At 63.5% G+C, this 21,679-nt stretch carries 20 protein-coding genes; 9 read left to right on the top strand and 11 right to left on the bottom strand.

Annotated elements, in window-relative coordinates; genetic code table 11:
• Window positions 1-6: 6 nt before the first annotated feature.
• The 4 genes from C9F12_RS15335 to C9F12_RS15320 all read right to left on the bottom strand — a co-directional run bounded on the left by C9F12_RS15335 (window position 7) and on the right by C9F12_RS15320 (window position 4,197).
• Window positions 7-1,512: a tripartite tricarboxylate transporter permease gene (locus tag C9F12_RS15335; RefSeq protein WP_108449461.1), complete on the bottom strand. Its 1,506-nt coding sequence runs from the start codon at window positions 1,510-1,512 to the stop codon at window positions 7-9.
• 14 nt (window positions 1,513-1,526) lie between these two features.
• Window positions 1,527-1,988, bottom strand: a complete 462-nt coding sequence (locus C9F12_RS15330) for a tripartite tricarboxylate transporter TctB family protein (RefSeq protein WP_108449460.1) — start codon at window positions 1,986-1,988, stop codon at window positions 1,527-1,529.
• 151 nt (window positions 1,989-2,139) lie between these two features.
• A complete protein-coding gene (locus C9F12_RS15325) occupies window positions 2,140-3,111 on the bottom strand; it encodes a tripartite tricarboxylate transporter substrate binding protein (RefSeq protein ID WP_108449459.1) in 972 nt (323 codons plus the stop codon).
• 390 nt (window positions 3,112-3,501) lie between these two features.
• A complete protein-coding gene (locus tag C9F12_RS15320) occupies window positions 3,502-4,197 on the bottom strand; it encodes a GntR family transcriptional regulator (protein ID WP_162816503.1) in 696 nt (231 codons plus the stop codon).
• Window positions 4,198-4,725: 528 nt separating this feature from the next.
• On the opposite strand from C9F12_RS15320, the gene C9F12_RS15315 reads away from it, so the two are divergent.
• A complete protein-coding gene (locus C9F12_RS15315) occupies window positions 4,726-4,914 on the top strand; it encodes a CopG family transcriptional regulator (RefSeq protein WP_240184264.1) in 189 nt (62 codons plus the stop codon).
• Between the two features lie 139 nt (window positions 4,915-5,053).
• On the opposite strand, the gene C9F12_RS15310 is transcribed toward C9F12_RS15315, so the two are convergent.
• The 5 genes from C9F12_RS15310 to C9F12_RS15290 all read right to left on the bottom strand — a co-directional run bounded on the left by C9F12_RS15310 (window position 5,054) and on the right by C9F12_RS15290 (window position 10,380).
• Complete coding sequence (locus C9F12_RS15310) at window positions 5,054-5,614, bottom strand: MarR family winged helix-turn-helix transcriptional regulator (RefSeq protein WP_240184263.1); 561 nt, start codon at window positions 5,612-5,614, stop codon at window positions 5,054-5,056.
• A gap of 104 nt (window positions 5,615-5,718) precedes the next feature.
• Window positions 5,719-7,014: a TRAP transporter large permease gene (locus tag C9F12_RS15305; protein WP_108449455.1), complete on the bottom strand. Its 1,296-nt coding sequence runs from the start codon at window positions 7,012-7,014 to the stop codon at window positions 5,719-5,721.
• Window positions 7,007-7,585, bottom strand: a complete 579-nt coding sequence (locus tag C9F12_RS15300; protein ID WP_108449454.1) for a TRAP transporter small permease — start codon at window positions 7,583-7,585, stop codon at window positions 7,007-7,009. The genes C9F12_RS15305 and C9F12_RS15300 overlap by 8 nt, the downstream gene beginning before the upstream one ends.
• Before the next feature lie 8 nt (window positions 7,586-7,593).
• The gene (locus C9F12_RS15295) at window positions 7,594-8,649 is read right to left on the bottom strand and encodes a TRAP transporter substrate-binding protein (RefSeq protein ID WP_108449453.1); all 1,056 of its coding nucleotides are present in this window, start codon (window positions 8,647-8,649) and stop codon (window positions 7,594-7,596) included.
• A 450-nt stretch (window positions 8,650-9,099) separates the two neighbouring features.
• Window positions 9,100-10,380, bottom strand: a complete 1,281-nt coding sequence (locus tag C9F12_RS15290) for a diguanylate cyclase (protein ID WP_240184262.1) — start codon at window positions 10,378-10,380, stop codon at window positions 9,100-9,102.
• Window positions 10,381-11,188: 808 nt separating this feature from the next.
• On the opposite strand from C9F12_RS15290, the gene C9F12_RS15285 reads away from it, so the two are divergent.
• The 8 genes from C9F12_RS15285 (at window position 11,189) to C9F12_RS15250 (ending at window position 19,764) form a co-directional block, all read left to right on the top strand.
• Window positions 11,189-12,157 carry an MBL fold metallo-hydrolase gene (locus tag C9F12_RS15285; protein WP_108449452.1) on the top strand — a complete coding sequence of 323 codons (969 nt, stop codon included), beginning with the start codon at window positions 11,189-11,191 and terminating at the stop codon, window positions 12,155-12,157.
• A 52-nt stretch (window positions 12,158-12,209) separates the two neighbouring features.
• A complete protein-coding gene (locus C9F12_RS15280; RefSeq protein WP_108449451.1) occupies window positions 12,210-13,919 on the top strand; it encodes an FAD-dependent oxidoreductase in 1,710 nt (569 codons plus the stop codon).
• Window positions 13,906-14,121: a DUF2783 domain-containing protein gene (locus C9F12_RS15275; RefSeq protein WP_108449450.1), complete on the top strand. Its 216-nt coding sequence runs from the start codon at window positions 13,906-13,908 to the stop codon at window positions 14,119-14,121. Before C9F12_RS15280 ends, C9F12_RS15275 begins: the two co-directional genes overlap by 14 nt.
• A 15-nt stretch (window positions 14,122-14,136) precedes the next feature.
• Entirely contained in the window at window positions 14,137-15,456 is a 1,320-nt protein-coding gene (gene hmgA / locus C9F12_RS15270) for a homogentisate 1,2-dioxygenase (RefSeq protein ID WP_108449449.1), read from the top strand.
• Window positions 15,457-15,489: 33 nt separating this feature from the next.
• On the top strand, window positions 15,490-16,512 hold the full coding sequence (locus C9F12_RS15265) for a fumarylacetoacetate hydrolase family protein (RefSeq protein ID WP_108449448.1): 1,023 nt from the start codon (window positions 15,490-15,492) through the stop codon (window positions 16,510-16,512).
• 145 nt (window positions 16,513-16,657) lie between these two features.
• The gene (gene maiA, locus C9F12_RS15260) at window positions 16,658-17,293 is read left to right on the top strand and encodes a maleylacetoacetate isomerase (RefSeq protein WP_108449447.1); all 636 of its coding nucleotides are present in this window, start codon (window positions 16,658-16,660) and stop codon (window positions 17,291-17,293) included.
• A gap of 150 nt (window positions 17,294-17,443) precedes the next feature.
• Window positions 17,444-18,682, top strand: coding sequence for a multidrug effflux MFS transporter (locus C9F12_RS15255; protein WP_108449446.1), 1,239 nt, complete (start codon window positions 17,444-17,446; stop codon window positions 18,680-18,682).
• A gap of 179 nt (window positions 18,683-18,861) precedes the next feature.
• Entirely contained in the window at window positions 18,862-19,764 is a 903-nt protein-coding gene (locus tag C9F12_RS15250) for a LysR substrate-binding domain-containing protein (protein WP_045993878.1), read from the top strand.
• A 34-nt stretch (window positions 19,765-19,798) separates the two neighbouring features.
• Here C9F12_RS15250 and C9F12_RS15245 read toward each other — a convergent pair whose 3' ends face one another.
• Window positions 19,799-21,082 carry a TRAP transporter large permease gene (locus C9F12_RS15245; RefSeq protein ID WP_205254707.1) on the bottom strand — a complete coding sequence of 428 codons (1,284 nt, stop codon included), beginning with the start codon at window positions 21,080-21,082 and terminating at the stop codon, window positions 19,799-19,801.
• Window positions 21,079-21,678 carry a TRAP transporter small permease gene (locus tag C9F12_RS15240; RefSeq protein WP_108449444.1) on the bottom strand — a complete coding sequence of 200 codons (600 nt, stop codon included), beginning with the start codon at window positions 21,676-21,678 and terminating at the stop codon, window positions 21,079-21,081. The genes C9F12_RS15245 and C9F12_RS15240 overlap by 4 nt, the downstream gene beginning before the upstream one ends.
• Window position 21,679: the final 1 nt, after the last annotated feature.

The following is a 21,679-nucleotide window of genomic DNA, read 5'->3' as shown; positions in this document are numbered from 1 at the left end:
GTCATGTCATTCACCTCCCGGGGTCGTACTCGGGCCACTGCGTACACGACGCACTGCACCGGACAATGGCTTGTAGAAGATGCTCAGTGCGGCCAGCACGAAGAACAGCAGGGCCACCGGACGCTCGAGGAAGCGGCTTGCGTCCTGATCGAAGATGATCAGCGACTGGGCCAGAGAGTTCTCCACCAGCGAGCCCAGCACCACACCCATGATGATCGGCGCCGCGCCGAAGCCGTAGCGCTTGAGCCAGAAGCCGATGAAGCCGGCAATCAGCATGATGGTGACATCGACCAGGCTCTGGTTGACGCCGTAGGCGCCCACCACACACAGCGCAAACACCGCCGGCCACAGGAAGGTGCGCGGGATCAGCGAAATGCGGGAGAACAGCTTGGCGCCGGCCAGCCCGAAGACCAGAAAGACCAGGTTGGCCACCAGCATGGCGGCAAAGATCGAGTACAGCAGGTGGGGCTGGTTCTCGAACAGATAGCTGCCCGGGCGAATGCCGTGAATCTGCAGGCCACCGAGAATCACCGCCGCCGTGGCTGAGCCAGGGATGCCAAGCGCCAGGGTAGGCACCATGGAGCCACCGGTGGCGGCGTTGTTGGCCGCCTCCGGGCCTGCGATGCCTTCGATCTCGCCGGTACCGAACTTGTCGCCGTTCTTCGACCAGCGGCGCGCCTCGTTGTAGCCGATCATGGCCGCCATGGTGCTGCCCTCCGCCGGCAGGATACCGATGAAGGTGCCGATACCGGACGAGCGCAGAATGGTCTTCCACACCCGCTTGAAGTCTTCCCGGGACGGCAGTTTGATGGCGGTGAGCGAGATGCGCTCCTTGGCCCGGTCGATGATGTCGGACTGGGACAACAGCTCCGACACCGCGAACAGGCCAATCAGGATAGGAATGAAGCTGATGCCTTCGTAGAGCTCCGGCACGCCGAAGGTAAAGCGCTCGACGCCGGTGGTCAGGTCTACCCCGACGGTGGCGATCAACAGCCCCAGAGCCCCGCCGATCAGGTTCTTGACCGGCGACTTGCCGCTGATCGAGGCCAGCATCGACAGCCCGAAGATTGCCAGCGCGAAGTACTCAGGTGGGCCGAAGGAGTGGGCGATTCGGGCCAGCGCCGGGGCCGCCAGCACCATCACGATCAAGGAGATGATGCCGCCGATGACGCTGGATACCGCCGCCATGCCAAGTGCGCGACCGGCCTCGCCCCGCTGCGCCATGGGAAAACCGTCAAAGGCGGTGGCGGCGGCAGGCGGAGCGCCGGGGGCGTTGATCAGAATAGCGGTGATGGAACCACCGAAGGTACCGGCGCAGTAGAGCGCCGCCAGCATCGATATCGCCGGTACTGGCTCCAGATAGATGGTGAAGGGCAGCAGCAGGGCCACCGCCATCGATGAGCTCAATCCCGGCAGCGCTCCTACCAGCACACCGATGATGGTGCCAAGCAGGATGACACCGAGTGAGACCGGGTCGGTGAGGATGCCAAGCCCCGTTAGAATAGGATCCATGGTCGTCTCCTTGTTCAGGACAGCCAGGGGCTCAGCACGCCCTGGGGCAATCTGAGCTGCAAGGCGTGGGTAAACAGCAGGTAGATGCACGCCGGCACGCCGATGGCGTAGATCGCCACGGCCAACCGACGCCGCTCACCCCACAGCAACGGGATGGCCAGGCAGGTCAGCACGGTGGTCAGGGTCAGGCCGAGCACACCGAACAGGAATACCGATACCAGCAGCACCAGCGCAGTGGTCCACATGCGCCAGGAGATGACCGGCTTGGTTTCTTCCTCGTGGCCCCGCCCCTGGATGATCATCACCAACGCAAGCACGGCGATCACTCCCAGGATCAGCTGTGGCATGTCTGCCGCCTGCATGCCTTGGGCGAAGGACGGAGGTACGCTGTCGAAGTCGGTAGTGATCAGGTACAGCCCGCCGGCCAGTACCAGCAGGGCGCACCCGGGAAGCAGATCTCGCCAGTGACGAATCATGTGCGACTCCTTCTTGATGTTGATGCCCCGTGGGCCTGGACCGAAGCCGGGCCTGGGGAAACGACCCCATCGATGGCAGCCGAGACGCTCCCTGTCTCATGCCCTGTTTTCAGCCCTGGTTTCAGCCCTGCCCCGCGTCCAGCCTGACGATTCACTGGAGCAGCCCCAGGTCAGTCATGGTGACCTTGCCCGCCTCGTACATGCGGCGGATCTGCTGGTCCCAGGCCTCGCTACCGGCGACGCTGGCGCTATCCAGGCCAATGCCGTCGAGATACTCCTGATAGCGCTCGCTCTGCATGCCATCGAGCATGGCCTGTTCCAGCGCGTCGACGCGCTCCTGGGGGGTGTCCTTGAGCACCACGTAGCCGCGAACGGTGGAGAAGGACACGTCCATGCCGTTTTCGGCCAAGGTCGGCACCTCCGGCAGGGCCCCCATGCGCTCGTCGGCCATCACCGCCAGAGGACGGAATTCTCCATCGGCAATCTGGTCCTGGGTTTCCGAGATATTGAGACCGGCGGCGTCGATATCACCGCGAGACAGGGCGGCGGCAAACTCCGCACCACTATCGAACGGTACGTAGGAAACCCTGATGTCGGCCTCGTTGGCGAAGCTCATGGCGGCGATATGGTCGACACCGCCAATCTGGGTTCCGCCCCACTTGATCGTGCCGGACCGCCCAGCCTCGATCAGATCATCGATGGAGGCGTAATCGCTGTCGCCGCGAACCATGACGATGATCGGGTCGTCGGTCGCCCGAACTACGCCACGAATGTCATCGATACCGATCGGGGCATTGCCGCGCAGCATGGTGAACAGATGGGTCGGAGTGATGGCCATGAGGGTATAGCCGTCTGCTGGCTTGCCACTGACATAGCTCATCGCCACGGAGCCTCCGCCGCCCTTCTTGTTCTGGACGAAGACATTGCTGTCGAGTTGCTCCTGGGTCGACAGGGCCACCATTCTGGCAGTGGTATCGGTGCCGCCACCGGGCGAGGTGTGTACGGCAATCTCTATCGGATCGACAGGGAAGTCGTCCGCCGCCAAGGCGGAGGCGGAGAGCATGGCGAGGGGGCTCGTGGCGATGCCTACCGCCAGCATGCGGATCGTGAACCAATGGCGCATGGTGGTTCTCCTTTGGAGTCGTTGTTGAGAAGTCACTGCATGACCTGCTGCGTCTGGAGGTACATTGTAAACTGTTAACAGTTTACAGCCTGTAAACTAGCAGAGCGGATCACGTCCCATTAAGTAGACGTTGGTCTACTGCTTATGCGGATTGGTGGGTAAAGGAGCATCGACTCAGCGAGCCCCGCTGGTCGAAGCGATGCCACCTGCGCCTTTGACGCACGCATCACTCGGACCGAGGCGTGAAGCTAGACACCACGAAGCGCTGTCTGCGTGTCGTACTGGCAGATGGCGTTGGTCAGACGTTCCAATCGCGACGCCACTGACTCGCTGGCGATACGCCAATCAGAAGGAACAAGAACGAAAAGGGGCCGATCGACGTCTCAGGCGTCAAGCCTGTCGATCGTCGTCCGGGGCCGCAGCGAGCGCCTGCTCCATCCGGCGCCATCCGGCCATCACGTGATCACGCAGTGCCCTGGACGCCTTATCGGCGTCACGTGCCGAGATCGCCCTGACGATCGTCACGTGCTCGGCGTTCGAAGCCTTCAGGTTGCCGCGTTGCACCAATCCGCGACGACGGAACAGGTGCAGCTGCTTGATCGTGTCGTCATAGTAACGAGCCAGAGCACTATTGCCAGTGTGGGTCATCATGGCGTCGTGGAAACGCAAGTTGAGCTGGTAATAATCATCGAGATCCTCGCGCTCGGCGGCCTCGCCCATCCTGTCCACCAGAACCTCCAGTTCTTCGATCACCTCCTGGGTGGCCCGCTCGACCAGCAGCTCCCCTACCAGAGCGGTCAAGGCACGCCGCACCTCGTACAGTTCGCGGGCTTCGTCCAGACTCATTTCGCGTACGTAGGCGCCGTGATTGGCGACATTGCGGATCAGGCCAGCGTACTCGAGACTGCGGCAAGCCTCGCGAATCGGTCCGCGACTGATATCAAACCTGGCGGCCAACGCACTCTCGTTGATACGGTCGCCGGCGGACAGCTCGCCAGAAATGATCAACTGCTCGATGGCATCGCGGGCAATGGACGTCAGCGTACTGGAGCGTCGCTGGCCAATCCGATCCTTGGTCGAGTCCATATCGGTCTCCGTGCACTCAGTATCGTCAACTGTTAACAGTATCATGTCATCCCAGCCCCGCAAGCTCCGGCTGCCCCTCCTTCGAGGGTTGCTCGTCATGAGGTCAAACGTGAGATATCTCAGCACCGCGCTGACAGCCGAAGTTACTTGAGAACAGTCAGCATCGCCGCCAGCCAGTTGGCGGTGGCGGCATGTCGAGGCGCAAACAGGTATCGAACCGATTGCTGACGTGATGCCCGCCGACAGATCTAGAGGGTATCCATCCACCCGGATGTCATTGAGGTCGGTACCGGGCAAATCTGAAGGGCATCGACTGGGTCGGACGTCGGGGAGTATCTTGTCGACGAGCGCCATTGTATATCGTCGAATGACGGCTGCCAGGGAAAACGGAGCGCCGAGGAGCTCGCGAGAAGACGGTGGAGCGGGGAGCTGCGCCGCTCGTCACGTTAGTGTTTAAGCAGACCTTACACCGACTTACCAAGCTAAAAAGATATTACGCATCTTACAGAGTTCGATGATGGCGAAGACGTGTCCGAAGCCCTCGGCCCGTCCAGGGCTCGGCGCCCCAATCAGTCACAAGGACGGGTCAACGTCGACTTTCCTGTGTGGATGATCGAGTCTCTCGACAAGGAAGCCAGCCGCCCGGGAGTGACTCGCCAATCGATCATCGAGGTGTGGCTGGCCGAGCGCCTGGAGCAGTGCGCGAACTGGCCCTAGGCTCTGTCCGAAAAGTCGGCGAGCGAAGGTTAGACAAGGCAAAAATCGGTGAGACAGCGCAGTTTACGGGGTGTAAATGAGCATGTTGATCCGATTTTTAACGCCGTATTACCGAGCGTAGGCACTTTTCAGACAAGCCCTAGCGATCCTGATCGAGCTCGGGAGAACCCGGTGTCTCCATGGGATCGCCGGAGCGGTCCTGGGACCAGGGGCCACTGCCCTGCTCCAGCCGGTCGAGCTGGCGCTCGAGCTTGCCCATCACGCTCATCAGGTCGCGATACTCGCCGACGGAGAGGGTCGCGACCACATCGGCCTCCCACTGCTGGGCCTCGGGGACCAGTTCGGCCAGCAGGACTTGTCCTGCCTCGGTAAGCCGCAGATCCTGCACACGCTGGTCGCGGCTGGAAGGGGTCCGCTGGATCAGTCCGCGTTCCTCCAGGGACTGTACCGCCCGGGAGATTCGCGCCTTGTCCATGCGGGTGGCCTGGGCGATCTGCTTGGCCGACAGCTCATCCAGGTGCGACAGCCACGCCAGCACCCGCCACTGGGCAATATTGAGCTGATAGCGCTCGGCGTACATGCGCGCCAGCGCCTGACTCAGGCGGTCCGCCAGGCTGTTCAGCCGGTACGGCAGAAACTGCTGGAGATCCAGCTCCGCCTTGGCGGTGGTGGTCGGTGTTTCTCGCTGTCGCGAGCCCATGGCGTCTTCCCCGTCGACGATTCGATCAACGCTCGTCTTTCCAGAATGCATCGATCACCCCGGCCGAGCGGCTGTCAGCTCAGAAACGGCCAATACAGCCACCGTCAGTAGAGCAACCTCGGCAAGAACAGCACAATACCGGGGAATACGAGTACCAGCAACGCACGCACCATGCCCGCCACCCAGAAGGGTGTGACGCCTCGAAAGATGGTGCCGGTGGTCACGTCGGGCAACACCGCCCTGAGCACGAAGACGTTCATGCCCACCGGCGGCGTGATCAGGCTGATCTCGATGACGATGACCACCAGTATGCCGAACCACACCAGATCGAAACCCAGGCCCGCTACCACCGGGAAGAATACCGGCACCGTCAGCAGCAGCATCGACATGCTCTCGAACACGCAACCCAGTGCCACATAGATGGCCAGGATCACCAGAATCACCAGAAAGGGCGACAGCTGGAGACCGTTGACGAAGGCCAGCAGGTCATTGGGCAGTCCCGCCCGGTTGATGAAATTGGCGAAGATCAGCGCAGTCAGCACCACGGCGAACAGCATGGCGGTGGTGCGCACGGTGTCACGCAGCACCTCGAGCAGTAGCGAAAAGGTCAGGGCGCGGCGCAACAGGGCGATAACAAAAGCCCCCATGGCCCCGATACCGGCGGCCTCGGTGGGGGTGAACACGCCCAGATAGATGCCGCCGATGACCAGCACGAACAGCGCAAGGGTGCTGCCCACGCTCTTCAGTGCCGCCCAGCGCTCGCGCCAGGGCACCATCTCCCCTGCAGGCCCGGCGCTGGGGTCACGCCACATGACCCATTTTACCGCCGCCAGGTATAGAAGGATGCCGAGCATCCCCGGAATGAAGCCGGCGGCGAAAAGCTCACGGATACTAGTCTCGGTGAGGATGCCGTAGATCACCAGCATCACGCTCGGCGGGATCAGGATGCCCAGGGTTCCACCGGCGGCGATGGAGGCGCTGGCCAGGGAGTCCTTGTAGCCATACTTGCGCATCTGCGGCATCGCCACTCGCCCCATGGTGGCGGCGGTGGCCAGGCTAGAGCCGCAGATCGCGCTGAAACCGCCACAGGCAACGATGGTGGCCATGGCCTGGCCGCCCTTGCGATGTCCGAGAAAGCCGTTGGAGGCTCTGAACAGGGCATCGGATAGCCCCGCGTGTGAGACGAAGTTGCCCATCAGAATGAACAGCGGGATCACCGACAGGCCGTAGTCCATGGCAGTGTCCACCACCCGTCGCGCGGCCATGGACTCCGCCGCCATGGGATTGCCGGTCAGAAAGTAGAAGCCCAGGGTGCCGACGATGCCCATAGCGAAGGCCAGCGGTACCCGCAAAAAAGCCAGCGCCAGCAGGGCGGCAAAACCATAGAGGGATTCAATCATGATCGGCGCCCTCCTGTTCCCTGGCGCTAGCACCGATGTCAGCGGAAGCGCTCAGCGGCCCGCCCCGATCTATCACCCCGATGCCCTCCAGCAGATAGGCAAGAGCACGCAGCAGCGTCAGCCCGGCCGAGACAAACAGCATCACCGCGATCAAGCAGGTGAGGTAACCGATCGGAATGCGCAGAAACTCGGTGACGTCGCCCCACTCCAGCGAACGCAGGCCCAGCGCCCAGACGCGGCCTGCCACCAGCCACAGCGCCGCCGTCATCAAGAGATTGACGATCAGTTGACGGATCCATACCAGCCTCGCCGGAAAGACACCATCGAGCAGGTCGACGCTGACGTGCTCCTCTCGCCAGCACACCACCGGCATCGCCAGAAAGACCACCGCAGCCAGCATCAGCTGGGTCAGCTCGACGCTGCCGGTCAAGGGCGTATTGAAGAAGTAGCGCCCAACCACATCCACCGTGGTCACACACATCAACACGAACAGGGTGGCCCCCGCCAGCGTCTCGAGACCTCTCTCGAGCGCTGTCGACAGCCACTGTCCCGGAGCATTCGACATGGACATGGTGGGACTCAGCCTTCGGTCGTGACGACGCGATCGACGATGCCAGCCTCGGCGTCGACCTGACCAAGCTGGTCACGGAAGAACTCGAGCGCCTCTCGGGCGTCCAGCTCACCACTCGACACCTTGTCGGCCCACTCGTCGATCAGCCCATCGCTGACCTCCCTGAGCATGGCGATGTCCTCTGCCGTTGCCTCGGTGAAGGTGTGTCCAAGTTCCTCGGCAAAGGCCACGCCTCGCTCGTCGGAAACATCCATCATGTAGCCGAACAGACGCGACAGTGACTCGCCGGAGACATCCTCGATAGCGGCCTTGTCCTCGGCCGAAATCCGATCCCAGAAGTAGGGGTTGACGACGATCGCGAAGCTACCGCGATAGAAGCCACCATCCACCGTCAGGGTGTAGGGCGCGACCTCGGCCACCCGGAAGCTGCGCAGCCCCTCCAGGGTCAGCATGGCGCCGTCGATCACGCCCTGGGACGCCGATTCATAGACGCCGGTGGGCGGTAACGCTACCCCGGTGACACCCATGGCACTGGCCAGGTCACTCATCACCCCGCCTCCGACACGTAGCCGCCGGCCTTCGAGATCGGCGAAGGACTCGGCCTTGTCGGCGGTGAAGATCTGCCCCGGGCCGTGTACCCCCACGGCGAGCACGTCGACGCCGCGATGCTCGCCCTGCTCGGCTAGATAGGTCTCGTAGGTGCGCCAGTAGGCGGCGGAAGCGATTTCCGACGAGAAGTCCTCGAAGGTCGGAAATTCGGGCAGGCGAGTCAGCTCGAAGCGCCCCGCCATATGGCCATGGAAGATCCAGCTGGCATCCGCTACCCCATCGGCTACCAGCGCCATCTGCGCCGCCGGCGGTCCCATATCGTGGACGACGTCCAGCGTCACCCGACCTTCCGTGGCCTCCTCGATCCAGGCCTTCCAGGTCGGCCAGACGATGGTATTGATGCCGTGGTTGGGACCGCCCCAGGAGCTGACGGTCAGAGTCTCGGCGGCGATGGCGGGACCGGCCAGGGCCACACTGGCCAGGCCGGCCGCCAACAGGGAGGTAGGAGCTTTCATGGGGTGTCTCCGTCGTCACGGGTGCCATTGTTGTCGTTGGACGCCACACCCGGAACGTGGAAGAGCTTTTCCTTCCCTGCCAGGCAAGCGTGGTACTCACCTTGCCCGGCATTTAGTATCTACAGCAACTAAACCATCATAAAAACCGGATTAGACATAGGTCGCACAAATTATTTGTCTATTGTTTTTAAATCATTTTTTATCCAAGCAACCAAGCAGGGCACTTGATCTGGCGCAGTGCATCCTGGGAATTTCGTTTCTACTTCAACTATCATGAGAACACATCACGATCTCCCGTGTCGGACATCACCCTGGCCAAAAGCGGTAGGGTCCCTCGCCCCCGCTTGACGCTGCCCCCCACGGCGTGGCGACTTCTGTGCTGGCGACTTCGGCGCGCCCGTTACAGCCAAGGCACCACTGATCGCCGCCCTTCCCATTCAATCGCTGCGCTCAGCTTCCTGAATTCAGGTTTTCCGGCGGCGGCGAGGCCGGATCACTGAGCGGCGAACTCATCAGTACCCCCGCGCAATTGCTGACCGATTCCTCGCACACCACCACTCGGTCCCTGCCTTGACGCTTGCCGGCATAGAGCGCCTCATCGGCGCGTTTGATCAGGGCCTCCAGATCGGCGTCCTCAGGCCGCGCCTCGACGATACCGATAGTGACGGTCAGCGCCAGCGTCTGTCCCTCATCCTGTGGGGGCAGCGCCGCGACCGCGCGCTGCAGGCGTTCGGCCACCGCTCGGGCATCGTCGAGACGGGTGTCGGGCAACACTCCCACGAACTCTTCCCCTCCGAAGCGTCCGATCAGGTCGCTTGGCCGCAGCGACGCCACACAGACCTCGGCGATATCGATCAAGACGCGATCCCCCTGGCTATGGCCCCAGGTGTCGTTGATAGTCTTGAAATGATCGACGTCCAGCATGAAAAGACAAAACGGCGCCTCTTCCACCCGCGCCCGATGGAGCATCACCCGTGCCCGCTTCATGAAGTGGCGCCGATTGGCCAATCCTGTCAGGGCATCGCGCTCAGCCAGCTCGCGCAACTGGATTTCCAGCGACTGACGGTGAGCCATCTCCTTGAGCAGTCGGCGATTGTGGCCGCGCTCCTCATGCAGCAAAGCGAACTGCTTGCGCTGCAAAAGCTCCACTCTCAGCAAGGCAAAGAAACCCACCAGATTGGCCATGACCAACAGCAGGCCAATGCGTAGGGCAACCACCACTGAAATATCGGAGAACACCACCGCGGCAGCCAGAAAGCCGAAGCTCAGGTAGAGGCTAGCCGCCGCCACCACCGTCAGCAGGTTGGGGATTAGCAGGTAGAAGGCCATGATCGCCACGATAACCGCTACCAGTTGCGTCGAAAGGGACTCCGGACGCAGTGGAACGATCAGGATGATCCCCGTGGCCAGCACCCACAGCGGCAATGCATGCAGCCAGGGCCTGCGGGAGTAACAGCCCAGACGGCCTATCGTCAGGGCCAGCAGCAAACAGCTGACGACCACCACGATGCGCATCGTCAAAAGGTAGTAAAACTCTCGGGTCAGTCCGACGTAGAAGTAATCCGACAGCGTGAACATGCCGAAAATCATGGCAGACAGCATAATTGCCAGCCGCGACTCGAGGCGCACTCTACGCTTGATCGTCCTGCGGTATACGGCCTCTCGATCACGCTCGCGAAACTGTCCCGTCATCCAGTGCATCTGACTCGGTGTCTTGACCATCGAAAACATGTGTTCTCCCTGTATAGGTCCCCCGGAGGATACCGATGGGTAACCAGAGGCCAGCTGTTCTCGGTGGCTATCTTCTGAGGGGCGCCGATCCAACGCATCTCAAGGCTCTCTCGCCTTGGAGAACTTATTATTATCATTGAAATAAATATCTACCACGAATCTTTACGTTACCGGCGAAAACCAGATCACTATATTAGAAAATAACAAAATACAGAAATTCTCTGCGCTTCCACTTCGCGACACAGAGACTGCTGGTACAGCTCGATACGCTTGTGCTCGGAGTCCTCGATATCCTTGGCCGGCATGTCCACAGTACGCTGGCCCGGGTCCAGGCGAAGGCGGCATCAACCTCGATACGCACAAGTGATAGTGGCCTGCCCTGCTCCAGGCTCACAAGACGGGCCAGTTCATCGGTTTCTTCCTCGATTCTGCCGGCAACGCGTTCGAGAACGCTGGTGCTCGACATGGGAGATCGCCTGCCGGTCACTGCCAGGAGGCAACACGGGCACAGGCTGGTTACACGGCGCTGAGGGATTCGGCGAAAAAGCACAACGGCGGCTGACACATGACCCCGGAACCCGACAGACAATTAGTCTCCAATGAAACCATGAAGTGAAACAGAGACAGGTAGACCTATGTCTAAAACAACGATAAATCAATGAAATTCCGTCACTAAAACTCCGGAAAGGGCCCCGACATGCTGACATAGGTCAAGACGTGCTGGACTTTTAGTTTCATCAGAAACTATTCTCCTGACACACCGTCCCCATCCCGACAGGGGCGGACCACCGATGACCCCGGAGGACCCATGACCAAGAAGTTCGCCTCACACGCCGACACCGAAGAAAAGCAGGTCAGCTTCGTCAAGCTGGCCGAAGGCCTCTACGCCTACACCGCGGAAGGGGACCCCAATACCGGAGTGGTCATCGGCGACGACAGCGTCATGGTGATCGACACCCAGGCCACACCGATCATGGCCGAGGATGTCATCCGTCGAATCCGCGAAGTCACCGACAAGCCGATCAAGCACGTGGTGATGACCCACTACCACGCGGTGCGCGTGCTCGGCGCCTCGGCCTACAACGCCGAACACATCTACGCCAGCCAGAATACCTACGAGCTGATTCAGGAGCGTGGCCAGCAGGATTACGAGTCCGAGGTCGGTCGCTTCCCGCGCCTGTTCAAGGGCGTCGATTCGGTCCCGGGCCTGACCTGGCCGACCATCGTCTTCGACCGCAAGCTGACGCTGTACATGGGCAAGCGCGAAGTACAACTGCTGCACGTCGGTCGCGGCCACACCAAGGGCGACACCATCGTCTGGCTGCCCGAGGAAAAGGTGATGTTTGCCGGCGACCTGGTCGAGTATGGCGCCACCCCCTACACCGGCGATGCCTACCACGAACACTGGCCGACCACCCTCGACGCCCTGCTCGAGTTCGCGCCCGAAAAACTGGTGCCGGGTCGCGGCGAGGCGCTGGCCACCCCCGAGCAGTGCCGCGAGGGCATCGAAGGCACACGCCACTTCCTGGCCGACATGTACGAGTCGGTGAAGGCCGGCAAGGCAGCCGGCAAGTCGCTGGCCGAGTGCTATTCAGAGACCTACGCCAAGCTCAAGCCCAAGTACGGTCACTGGGTCATCTTCGAACATTGCCTGCCCTTCGATATCACTCGCTGCTACGACGAGGCCGGCGGCGAGCATCCGGATCCCCGCATCTGGACCGCCGAGCGCGACACCGAGATGTGGCACTCGCTGCAGGACGTGGTCGCCGCCCAGTAACCCTCGTCGCCGGACTGGGGAAGCCGCACCCGCGGCTTCCCGGGAGATACTCATGCCCACCACCTACAACAATCCCGTCTACCCCTATCGCCGCGCCAGGGAGCTCGACGCAGGGGCGCCCCGTCACTGCCCGGTGGTCATCGTCGGCGGCGGCCCCAGCGGCCTTGCCGCGGCGGTTGACCTGGCCCAGCAGGGCGTGGCCAGCGTGGTGCTCGACGACAACAACACCGTCAGCGTCGGCTCCCGCGCCATCTGTTTCGCCAAGCGCACCCTGGAGATCATGGATCGGCTGGGCTGCGCCCAGCCGATGCTCGACAAGGGCGTCACCTGGCAGGTCGGCAAGGTGTTCTTTCAGCAGCGCCAGGTCTACGAATTCAACTTGCTGCCCGAGACCGGCCACCGGGTGCCGGCCTTCATCAACCTGCAGCAGTACTACTTCGAGGAGTACCTGGTCGATCGCGCCATGCAGCTCGACGACCTGATCGACCTGCGCTGGATGCACAAGGTCACCGCGGTCGAGAGCCATGACGACCACAGCCTGATCACCGTCACCACCGAAGACGGCGACTATCGACTGCGCTGCGATCACCTGCTGGTGGCCGATGGTGCCAACTCGAAGATTCGCGACATGCTCGGGCTCGAGAGCAAGGGCCAGGTCTTCCAGGACCGCTTTCTGATCGCCGACGTGATCATGCAGGCCGACTTCCCCACCGAACGCTGGTTCTGGTTCGACCCGCCCTTCCATCCTGAGCAGTCGGTGCTGCTGCACAAGCAGCCGGACAATGTCTGGCGCATCGACTTCCAGCTGGGCTGGGACGCCGATCCCGAGGAAGAGAAAAAGGAAGAGAACATCCGCCCCCGCGTCCAGGCCATGCTCGGTGAGGACGTCGAGTTCGAGCTGGAGTGGGCCAGCGTCTACACCTTTCGCTGCCGCAAGATGGATGACTTCATCCATCGCCGGGTCTACTTCATCGGCGATTCGGCCCATCAGGTCTCACCCTTCGGCGCCCGCGGCGCCAATGGCGCCATCCAGAGCGTCGAGAACCTGACCTGGAAGCTGGCCCGGGTGGTCAAGGGTGAAGCGCCGCTGGAGCTGATCGCTACCTACAATCAGGAACGCCAGTACGGGGCGGCAGAGAACATCCTCAACTCCACCCGCGCTACCGACTTCATCACCCCCAAGAGTCGGGTCAGCCGACTGTTCCGCGATACCACCCTGGAGCTGGCAGAAGAGTTCGACTTTGCCCGCAGCCTGGTCAACTCCGGTCGTCTGTCACTGCCCTGCCGCTACAACGACTCGCCGCTCAACGGTGACGATGACTCGAGCTTGCCGCGGGACCGTGCTCCGGGCAGCTGCGCCAGCGACGCGCCGGTCCGCCTTGGCGGCAGGCCGGCCTGGCTGCTCAACCAGCTTGGTGGCGACTTCGTGCTGATGCTCGATGCCCGGCAAACTCAGTCACTGGGCGGCCTGCGCGACCTGCTCGAGCGGCGCGACGATCTGCGTCTGCTGGTCGTGTCCGCGCCGGAGGTCGCGCCGAGCGAGGCGCTAGCCTCGATGCCCCGGACCACCCTGGTCGAGGACTGCGATGGCCTGGTGGCCAGCCGCTATGGTCTCACCAGCGACGGCGCCTACCTGTGGCGCCCGGACCAGCACGTCAGCGCCCGCTGGCGCCGGCTCGATGCCGACCGCGTCGAGGCCTGTCTCGAGCGCGCCCTGGGGCAGTCCCTGTCGATGCCGGAGGTACGTCATGCCAGCGCTTGAACTCGGCCCCAACTTCACCGACGCGGACCGTTTCTACGCCGCGCTCACCGAGCTGCATCGTGACGTCAGCGAGCAGGACAGCGAACGCATCAATGCCCGCCTGATCCTGCTGCTGGCCAACCATATCGGCGACCAGAACGTGCTCGACGAGGCGCTGCGCCTTGCCGGCGAGCTGCCCCGACACGACACCTCATCATCCTGAGCGGAGGATTTCCCGATGTCCCAACGTCTCGACCAGACACCGCTTGCGTATCAAAGCGGTTTTCGTAATCACTTCGCCAACGAAGCGCTACCCGGCGCCCTGCCCCAGGGGCAGAACTCGCCCCAGCGCTGCGCCTACGGGCTCTACGCCGAGCAGCTCACCGGCTCGGCCTTCACCGCGCCGCGCAGCCATAACCTGAGAAGCTGGCTTTACCGCATCCGCCCCTCGGTGGCCCAGAGCGCCTACCGCCCGCTGGAGCACGGCGGTCTCGCCACCGCGCCGCTGTCACGTCCTGCCGCGGACCCCAACCAGATGCGCTGGGACCCGGCTCCCCTGCCCGAGGCGGCCACCGACTTCATCGATGGTCTTGCCACCATCGCGGTCAATGGCGACGCCGGCACCCAGGCCGGCTGCGGTGTCCATGTCTATGCCTGCAACCAGGACATGACCGAACGCTTCTTCTACAACGCCGACGGCGAACTGTTGATCGTGCCTCAGCTGGGCACCCTGCGCCTGCGCACAGAGTTCGGCGCGCTCGAGGTGGGCAACGGCGAGATCGCGGTGATCCCGCGCGGGGTCAAGTTCCAGGTCCGCATCAGTGAGGGCGACCAGGCCCGGGGCTACGTCTGCGAAAACTACGGCAGTCCCCTGGAGCTGCCGGGGCTCGGCCCTATCGGCGCCAACGGCCTGGCCAACCCGCGCGACTTCCAGTCGCCGGTGGCCGCCTACGAGGACCTCGAGGGCGACTTCGAACTGGTGGCCAAGTTCTCCGGGGCACTGTGGGCGACCCGGCTGGACCACTCGCCGCTGGACGTGGTCGCCTGGCACGGCAACGTGGCGCCCTACAAGTACGACCTGGCCAACTTCAACACCATCAATACCGTCAGCTTCGACCACCCGGATCCTTCGATCTTCACCGTGCTGACGTCGGCGTCGGACACCGAGGGCATGGCCAACATCGACTTCGTGATCTTTCCGCCGCGCTGGATGGTGGCCGACAACACCTTCCGCCCGCCCTACTTCCATCGCAACCTGATGAGCGAGTTCATGGGCCTGATCCACGGCGAGTACGACGCCAAGGCCGAAGGTTTCCTGCCCGGCGGCGCCAGCCTGCACAACTGCATGTCGCCCCACGGCCCCGACGCCGAGACCTTCGAGAAGGCCTCCGACGCCAGCCTCGAGCCTCAGTATCAAGGGGCGACCCTGGCCTTCATGTTCGAGAGCCGCTACGTCTTCCAGCCTACCGAAAAGGCGCTGGCCGCCGATTTCCGCCAGCGCGACTACGTGGATGTGTGGAAGGGACTCAAGTCCCACTTCGATCCGACGCGGCCCTGACCGACCTCTGCTTTGACCACAAGGAACCCTCTGATGAAACTGGCCACCCTCAAGAGCGGACGCGACGGCGAGCTGATCGTCGTCTCCCGCGACCTGACCCACGCCGTACGCGTGCCGCAGATTGCCACCACCCTGCAACAGCTCGTCGAAGACTGGGACGAGCTGGCCCCGCGCCTTGAAGATATCTACCAGCGCCTCAACGACGGCGCCGCCGAGGAGGCCTTCGAGCTCGATCTTCAAGCGCTGCACTCGCCGCTGCCGCGTACCTATCACTGGGCCGACGGCTCGGCCTATCTCAACCATGTGCAACTGGTGCGCCAGGCGCGCAACGCCGAGATGCCGGAGACCTTCTGGACCGACCCGCTGATGTACCAGGGCGGCGGCGACAGCTTCATCGGTCCCTATGACGGTATCGAGGCGGTCAGCGAAGACCACGGCATCGACTTCGAGGGCGAGATCGCGGTGATCACCGACGACGTGCCGATGGCGGTGAGCCCCGAACAGGCAGCCGGCCACATCAAGCTGCTGATGCTGGTCAACGACGTCAGTCTGCGCGGCCTGATCCCCGGGGAGCTGGCCAAGGGCTTCGGCTTCTTCCAGGCCAAGCCGGCCTCGAGCTTCTCGCCGATCTGCGTCACCCCGGACGAGCTGGGCGAGGCGTGGAAGGATGGCCGCGTGCACCTGCCGCTGACGGTCCATCTGAACGGCGACAAGTTCGGCGAGCCCGAGTCCGGCCCGGACATGATCTTCAACTTCCCGCAACTGGTGGCCCACGCCGCCCGCACCCGCTACCTGGGCGCCGGCGCGGTGGTCGGCTCCGGCACCGTGTCCAATCCGGACCCGGATGGCGGCCCCGGAAAGCCGGTGGCCGACGGCGGCGTCGGCTACAGCTGCCTGGCTGAGGTGCGTATGGTCGAGAAGATCCTGCACGGCGACAGCAAGACGCCCTTCCTGCGCTTTGGTGACCGGGTGCGCATCGAGATGTTCGACAAGGCCGGCCAGAGCATCTTCGGCGCCATCGACCAGCGGGTGGTGAAGTACCAACCCAAGGACTGAGCCAGCCCCCTTGAGTCCTGGGGCGGACGTCCACCACCGTCGACGCCTCGGCCCTCGACGCCCGCCGTCCCCGGCGGGCGTCCCGCCACCGCTCGGGCCGCCACACGAGCATCGGGCCCGCCCCCGCCAATTTCTGGAACCTGCCATGCAACTCTACGGTTACTTTCGCTCTTCGGCGGCCTATCGCGTGCGCATCGTCGCCAATCTCAAGGGCATCACCCTCGACCATCACCCGGTCAATCTGGTCAAGGGCGAGCAGCGTGATGCCGACAATCTGGCGCGCAATCCCCAGGGCCTGGTGCCGACCCTGGTCACCGACCAGGGACAGGCGCTGACCCAATCCCTGGCGCTGTGCGAATACCTCGACGAGCGCTACCCCGAACCACCGCTGCTGCCCGGCTCCGCCGAGCATCGGGCGCAGATCCGGGCGCTGGCCCAGGTCGTCGCCTGCGAGATCCACCCGCTGAACAATCTGCGGGTGCTCAAGCACCTGACCGGCGAGCTCGGGCTATCGGATGACGCCAGACTGGCCTGGTACCGCCACTGGGTAGCAACGGGGCTGGCCGCCGTCGAGGCGATGCTTGAGCACACCATGGGCGACTTCTGCGTCGGCAACGGGCCGACCCTTGCCGACGTCTGCCTGGTGCCCCAGGTGTTCAACGCCGAGCGCTTCGAGTGTGACCTCGCGCCCTTTGCGCGAGTGCGCGCGGTATCGGAACAGGCGCGGGCGCTGCCGGCCTTCGCCAGGGCGGCACCGGGTGTTCAGCCAGACGCTACCTGAGATCGGCTACAATAAGCCGACTAAGGAAACACTGACGGAACGATGTCTGCCTCCAAGCAGCAGCATCGACACCGCGAAGGGAGCGCGAAAAGCGCTCCCTTCGCTTTCCCTGACCCGACCGTCACCGTACCTGACACCAAGGAGTTGCGTGTGCTGAACCCGACCTCCCGCGCCACCGTGGCCCTGCTGGCGGCGCTGACCGCCCTGGGCCCCCTGGCCACCGACATGTACCTGCCGGCCATGCCCGCCATGCGCGAGGCGCTGGGCACCGGAGCCGATCAGATCCAGCTGACCCTGTCGCTGTATCTGATCGGCTTCGCCATGGCGCAGCTACTGTGCGGTCCGCTGTCCGATCGCTTCGGACGCAAGCCGGTGCTGGCACTCGGGATGGGGGTCTTTCTGCTGGCGAGCCTGGTCTGCGCCTTCGCGCCGAATATCGAGACGCTGCTGGTGGCACGCTTCTTCCAGGCGCTGGGAGGCTCGGCGGGGCCGGTGCTGGGCCGCGCCGCGGTGCGCGACATCCACGGCCCCTTCGAGGCCAGCCGCATCCTCTCCTACATGGCCAGCGTCATGGCGCTGGCCCCGGCACTGGCCCCGGTGGTCGGGGCAGGGCTGCTGGTGTGGTTCGGCTGGGACGCCATCTTCCTGCTGCTGGCGCTCTACGCCGCCGCCATGCTGGGGCTGATCGCGATGATGCCCGAGCCGCTGCCGCGGGACCGACGCCAGTCGATCAAGCCCTCGGCGCTGGCCATCACCTTCCGCTCGCTGCTCGGCCAGCGCGACTTCGTCGGTTATACCCTGGCCAACGCGGCCGCCTTCTCCGGCCTGTTCGCCTTTCTGTCGGGTTCGTCGTTTGTGCTGATCGACTACATGGGGGTCAGCCCCGACGCGTACGGCTACCTGTTCGCCGCCATCGTGCTCGGTTTCTTCATCGGCTCGCTGACCAGCGCCAAGCTCAGCCGTCGCCGCAGCCGCCACCAGCTGCTGGTCGCCGCCAGCCTGATCGCCGCCCTCGGCGGCAGCACCATGGCGCTGCTCGCGCTGGCCGGGGTGCATACCCCCTGGGCGGTCATCGGCCCCCACATGGCCTACATGATCGGCTTCGGCATCATCATGCCACAGACCATGGGCGGCGCCCTGGCACCCAACCCCCACTGCGCCGGCTCGGCCTCGGCACTGTTCGGCTTTATCCAGATGAGCATCGCCGCCGGAGTCGGCGCCCTGGTCGGCCAGTTCCACGACGGCACCTCGCACAGCATGGCCATCGCCATCGGCCTGTCCGGTGTGCTGGCGCTGGTCTGCTACCACTTTATCGTCACCGACAAGGGTGACCTGGAAGCGCTGGCAGCATCGGCCGAGGACTCGAGTCAGGGCAGGACCTCGGCCTGACATCGAAAAAACCGTGGTAAGTAAAAGGGCTGTCAGGCGGACATGCCAGACCGATACCGTCAAGACCACGCGAAGGAGCCTCCAGCAGGCCTCGCCAAGACTCGCTATAGTCGATCCATCCAGCTGCAATGCGCAGCGTCGTTACCTGGATCCATTTCGTCCCTGACAGGCCAGAGCCGATGCGACATTTCGATCCCCAATCCCTGGCACTGTTCATCGCCGTGTGCGACCAGGGCAGCATCGCCGCCGCCGCCGAGCAGATGGCCATCGTCCCCTCGGCCATCAGCAAGCGCATGACGGCACTGGAGGATCAGGTGGGGGTCCGCCTGCTGATCCGCCGCAAGCGCGGTGTGGTGGTGACACCGGCCGGTGAGGTGATGCTGCGTGCAGCTCGCGAGACGCTCTCTTCGATGGAGCGCCTGCAGGCGGAATTAAGTGAATTCAGCCATGGCCTGCAGGGCAACCTTCGTATCCTCGCCAGCCTGTCGGCGGTGTGCCAGTTTCTGCCGAGCCAGATCAGTCAGTTCATGAAAGAGCACCCCCGGGTTCAGGTGAATCTGGAGGAAAAGATCAGCGCGCTGATCACCCGTGGCATCGAGGAAGGCCGAGCCGATATCGGCCTGTGCTGGGAAAACGCTCGCACCCATCACCTGCACCATCGCCACTACCACACCGACCAGCTCGGTCTGGTGGTCAAGCCGGACCACCCTCTGGCCGAGCGACATCAGCTGCGCTTCGAGGAAACACTCGCCTACGACCATGTAGAGATTCTGCCCGGCAGCCTGGTCAGTCTGACCCTGCAGCGCGAGGCGACGCTGTTGGGTCGGGCGATTCGCTTTCGCGTCCATGTCACCACCTTCGACGCGACCTTTCGCATCGTCGATTCGGGTCTGGCGGTGGCGGTGGTGCCCATGGACGCCGCCGGTCTCTACGCCAAGGCCATGGACATTCGTGCGATTCCCCTGGTCGACGAATGGGCCACCCGACGCTTCGTCGCCTTCGTCCGCGACCTCGACGCCCTGAGCGCCCCCGCCCGCCACCTGTTCGACTACCTGACCGAGTCAGCCTCGTCGTCGCCTTGATGCTGACCAGCAATCGATGCCGCGTGTCTCCGGCTCAAGGCCCCAGGTCCAGCATGGTCCCGGGCAACCACAGCGCCAGGCCTGGAAAGACCATCACCAGAGCCAGGCCCAGCAGCATCAACACCACGAAGGGCAGCGAGCCGCGGATGATCTGACCGATCGGCGCCTCGGTCACCGCCTTGATGGTGAAGAGGTTCATGCCCACCGGCGGGGTGATCATGGCCAACTCCAGGTTGATCACCAGCATGACGCCGTACCAGATGGGGCTGATATCAAGCAGCGTCAGCGCCGGTAGCACCACCGGTGAGGTGATCAGGATGATGGCGATGGACTCGAGAAACATACCGAGCACGAAGATCAGTGCCATCATCGCCAGCAGGAAGCCGAAGGTCCCCATCTCCAAGGTCGACACCAGACCCACGATCTGTTGAGGAATCATCAGCTTGGTCAGGGCATGGCTGAAGACTGCGGCGCCGGCCAGAATCATGAACAGCATGGCCGAGGTACGGCTGGCGTCGATGGCCGACGCCCAGATCTGCCGGAGCCCGACGGTGCGGTAGATCAGGCTGCCGACCGCCAGCGCCAGCAGCGCCCCCACCGCCGCCGCTTCAGTGGCCGTGAACACGCCCACGTACATGCCGCCGAGCACCAGGGTCGGCAAGGCCAGCGCCCAGCCGGAACCACGAATGGCGACCAGCGCCTCCTTGAGGCTGGCTCTGGGTTCGCGCTGACGGTGGCGCTGCTGAAAGGCGGTGGACAGCATGAAGATCAGCGCCAGCATCAGCCCCGGGATCAGTCCGGCCATGAACAGCCCACCGATCGAGGTATCGGTGGCCACGCCGTAGATGATCATCGGCCCCGATGGCGGAATCAGGATGCCCAGGGTGCCCCCGGCGGCCACGAGCCCGTAGGCGACCTTGGGGTCGTAGCCGAAACGGATCATCTGCGGTATCGCCACGGCGCCGATGGTCAGCGCCGTAGCCACGCTCGACCCGGAAATCGCAGAGAAGATCATGCAGGCCAGGATGGTGGCGATACCGACGCCTCCCGGCATATGCCGCGTCAGGGTATAGGCCGTGTTGTAGAGGTCATCGATGATCCGTGCACGAATCATGATATGGGCCATATAGGCGAACAGGGGGATGGCCAGCAGCACGTAGAGGCTGATCTTGTGAAAGATGACCTCGGAAACCCCGACCACCCCGGCCCCGGAGCCAATCAGCAGCCCGCCACCGAACAGCGACAGCCCCGCGAAGATGGGTAGCCCGGTGAACAGCAGCAGCACCAGACCCAGCAGGATGGCAGCGACCGACATCATGAGCGCACCTCCCTGGCATGGCTGTGGTCAGCGTCCACGACGACGAAGGCCTGTCCTCCTCCGGCCAGGCGCAGCAGCGACTCCAGCGCTACCATGGCAAGCATTACTCCACCGAAGGGGATCATCAACTGCAGCAGGTACAGCGGCACCTGCACGTAGCCGATGGTGGTCATGCCCAGCATTTTCGAGAACATCGCCGTCTGCCAGCCGTCGATGATCAGAAACAGCGCGACCACCAGCACCGCCACCATCGACCAGGCCTGAACCCAGCGTCGGCGTCCCTGTCCCAGGCGTTCGGTCATCAAGTCGACGCTGAGGTGCCGTCCCTCGCGCAGCGCCGAGGCGGTAGCGCACATGACGATCCCCACCAGCACGAAGGTGACCACGTCATCGATCCATAGCGAAGGACTTCCCAACAGATAGCGGGCGATGACCGAATAGCCGATCAGCAGCATGGCGACCAGGACGCCCAGCGCCGATACCGCCATGAACAGGCTGGTCAAAGCCGCGACCACCGGCGATAGACGGCGGCAAAGGCGCGCCGCTCGATTGTCGAAACAGGGCTCGGTGGAGCCGGTTGATGTCTCGATAGGCATG

The organism is Halomonas sp. BN3-1, from assembly GCF_003056325.1.
In the GTDB taxonomy this organism is placed as follows: Bacteria; Pseudomonadota; Gammaproteobacteria; order Pseudomonadales; family Halomonadaceae; genus Halomonas; species Halomonas litopenaei.
This window is presented reverse-complemented; position numbering and strand designations above follow the sequence as displayed.